The 3,050-nt window shown below is 64.4% G+C and carries 3 protein-coding genes and 1 pseudogene; 1 reads left to right on the top strand and 3 read right to left on the bottom strand.

The window, feature by feature from the left end:
- On the top strand, positions 1 to 837 hold an 837-nt coding region (locus JOZ79_RS05690), incomplete at its 5' end, for a M20/M25/M40 family metallo-hydrolase (RefSeq protein ID WP_294071798.1).
- 110 nt (positions 838 to 947) lie between these two features.
- On the opposite strand, the gene JOZ79_RS05685 is transcribed toward JOZ79_RS05690, so the two are convergent.
- The 3 genes and pseudogenes from JOZ79_RS05685 to JOZ79_RS05675 all read right to left on the bottom strand — a co-directional run.
- Entirely contained in the window at positions 948 to 1,715 is a 768-nt protein-coding gene (locus JOZ79_RS05685) for an ABC transporter substrate-binding protein (RefSeq protein ID WP_294071796.1), read from the bottom strand.
- A 157-nt stretch (positions 1,716 to 1,872) separates the two neighbouring features.
- Positions 1,873 to 2,622, bottom strand: a pseudogene (locus JOZ79_RS05680) (amino acid ABC transporter ATP-binding protein); the annotation flags it as partial.
- Positions 2,623 to 2,642: 20 nt separating this feature from the next.
- A partial coding sequence (locus JOZ79_RS05675; protein ID WP_294071792.1) for an amino acid ABC transporter permease occupies positions 2,643 to 3,050 on the bottom strand: 408 nt, incomplete at its 5' end.

Here is a 3,050-nt window from a genome sequence, read left to right as displayed (position 1 = left end):
GATGCGCTGCACGGAAAGCTGACCCTATCGGCGGTGTCGGACGAGGAGACGTTCGGACCGTGGGGTGCGCGCTATCTCGCCGAGCACCACCCCGAGATCTTCGGGAATTGCTGTCTCAACGGCGAGCCCTCGAGCCCCTTGACCCTGCGGTTCGGTGAAAAGGGCCCGCTATGGCTGCGCTTCAAGGTGCGCACCGCCGGAGCGCACGGCGCCTATACCCACGCCAGCAAGAGCGCGACGGGGATCGCCGCCGCGATCATCGGTGAGCTGCAGGTGATCGCCGATATGGAGCCGCCCGAGGCCGGCAACCTCGCCGCGGCGCTCGATCTTGCCGCGCCTGTGATCGACCGGGCCTTCGGCGCCGGCGCGGCGCGCAACGTCCGCCGCGTGACCGTCAACCCGGGTCTGGTCAGCGGCGGACTTAAGGTCAACATGGTCGCCGCCGAATGCGACTTCGAGGTCGATTTCCGCCTGCCGAACGGGCTCGACGCTCCGGAAATCCTAAGCGAGGTCGACCGGATCGTGGCCCGCTATCCGGAAGTCTCATACGAGACCGTCGTCTACAACCCGCCGGCTTGGTCCGCCCCCGACACCGAGATGGCCGAGCACGTGCGCGCCAACTCGCGCGCGCTGTCGGGGATAGATCCGACCCCGGTCATCGGGCTCGGCGGCACCGATGCGCGCCTCTGGCGCTACAAAAACGTGCCGGCGATCATCTATGGCCCGACCCCGAGCGGGATGGGGAGCACCGACGAGCACGTGACGCTCGACGAGTTCTTCCACATCGTAAAGACCCACGTGCTGTCGGCTTACGACTACATGAGCCGACCGGGTTGACCGTCGCCTGATTGGTTTAGGGCCATCCCCGCGAAAGGCGGGACCCATGACGGAAATGGGCACCGGCTTTCGCCGATGTGGCAAGTTAGAAGGGCCCCAAAGGGCGAGGGTTACTTCGCGGGCTCCTTCTCCTCCGGCTTCGGCATCGCTGTGCCGAGCGGGACGTATTCGGTTTTCAGCAGATAGCGGCCGGTCTCGCCGTAAGCCGAGGCCAGCTTTTGAAAGCGGTCGTTTATCATCAGCCAGTCAATCGCGGTGTTCATGAACAGGCGCAGATCCTCATTGCCGCGCTTCACCGACCAGGCGATCGGCAGCACGTTGTACGGATGGCCTTCGAACAGGTTTGTCACCTCCGGGTGCTCCTTGGCGTAGCGGTGCGCCTGCCAGGCGTCCTCGATGCCGACATCGGCGCGACCGGCCGACACCTCGACAAACGGGGCCAGCAAATTGCCGGTGGCGAGTAGCGATAGCTGTGCCTTTGGAAAGTTCTCCTTGGCGTACTCGACGCTGGCGCCTCCCTGTATAAGCGCGATTTTGATGTCGCTGCGGTTCAAATCGGAGAGCGACTTAAAACGGCTGTCGCCCGTTTTCACAACAGCGCTGTATCCCAGATACGAGATCGGCTTAGTGAATTCGACCGCGCTGGCGCGGCCCACGGTCGCGAAGGTCCCCGCGATCGACAGGTCGAACTGGCCCGATTGCAGCCCGGCGACGAAATTTCCCCAGGTGGTCTCTATGAACTCCGGCTCGATGTTGACCTGCTTGAAGATCAGCCGGATGGCGTCGACGTAAAAGCCGCCAGGCTCACCGGTCTTCGGGTCCTTGATCGTGCCGGGGGGCGACGGGATGTAGCCGATCTTGATTTTCTTGTCGCTCATGATGCGGTCCATCACCTGAGCGTGGGCCGGAAGGCCAATAACGATCGGGCTCGTCGCGATCGTCATGAGCGCGAGCGCTGCCATGCGCAGAAGACGGCTGGGTGTCATCTCTGGCTCTCTCCCCCTCAGTGTTCAGAAGATCGCGGTGGGTGGCGGCGACCCGGCGCAGGAAATCGGCGGTGCGCGCCTGGCGCGGTGCGCGGAAAATCTGGTTCGGCGGCCCTTGCTCGACGACGAGCCCGTGATCAATCATCAGCACGCGGTCGGCGACCTCGCGGGCGAAGCTCATTTCGTGCGTGACCATGACCATCGTCATGCCCTCGGCAGCGAGCGACTTCATCACCTCAAGCACCTCGCCGACCAGCTCGGGATCGAGCGCCGAGGTCGGTTCGTCGAACAGCATTGCCTTCGGCTGCATTGCCAGAGCCCGCGCGATCGCGGCGCGCTGCTGCTGGCCCCCGGAGATGCGGCTGGGGTAGATATCGGCCTTTTCAGCAAGCCCGACTTTGCGCAACAGATCGAGGCCGATCGCCCGCGCCTCAGCCGGACGCTGCCGGCCGACGATGAGCGGTCCCTCGATGACGTTCTCCAGCACGGTCTTGTGCGGGAAAAGGTTGAAGCTCTGGAAGACCATGCCCATCCGGGCGCGCACCGCCGCGACCGCGGCCTCGGAGCTGCGCACCAGACGCCCGTCGTTGGTCTTGCGGTAGCCGACGAGGTCGCTGCCGAACCAAACCTCGCCGCCGTCGTATTCCTCGAGGAAATTCAGGCAGCGCAGCAGCGTGCTCTTGCCCGATCCGCTCGGCCCGATAATCGCGAGAACCTCGCCGCGCTCGACCGTCAGGTCGATCCCACGCAGCACGTGCAGCTCGCCGTAATGCTTGTGCAGCCCGCGAACGCGGATCATCGGAAGGGCGACCGCTTCGGTCAAGACCGCTCCTTGAGGCGGGTCTCGACCCGCTGCGCAAGGTAGATGATCGGAAAGGTGATGACCGCGAACACAATCGCGATAACGGTGTAGATCTCGAGCGGGCGATAGGTGTCGTTGATCAGGTTCTCGCCCTCATGCAGCAGCTCGGCGACGGCTAGGACGGAGCCGAGCGTGGTCAGCTTGAGCAGGGTCGCGAACTCGTTGATGAAGGGAGGGATCATGCGTCGCACCGCCTGCGGCAGGATGATCCGCCGCATCGCCGCACCGTAGCGCATGCCAATCGCCTTCGCGGCGTCGAGCTGGCCGCGGTCGATCGAGGCGATTCCCGCCCGAAAGATCTCGGCGAAATAGGCGCCCGTATATAGCCCGAGCACCACCACCACCGAGAGAAAGTTGCTCATCTG

The sequence above is a fragment of the Sphingomonas sp. genome (genome assembly GCF_019242355.1).
Classification (GTDB): domain Bacteria; phylum Pseudomonadota; class Alphaproteobacteria; order Sphingomonadales; family Sphingomonadaceae; genus Sphingomicrobium.
The sequence above is the reverse complement of the archived record's forward strand: the minus strand, read 5'-3'. Positions and strand labels throughout refer to the sequence as shown.

Coding starts and splice junctions, on each gene's coding strand:
- JOZ79_RS05685 (WP_294071796.1), bottom strand. CDS start 1,715: ATGAGCGACAAGAAAATCAAGATCGGCTACATCCCGTCGCCCCCCGGC.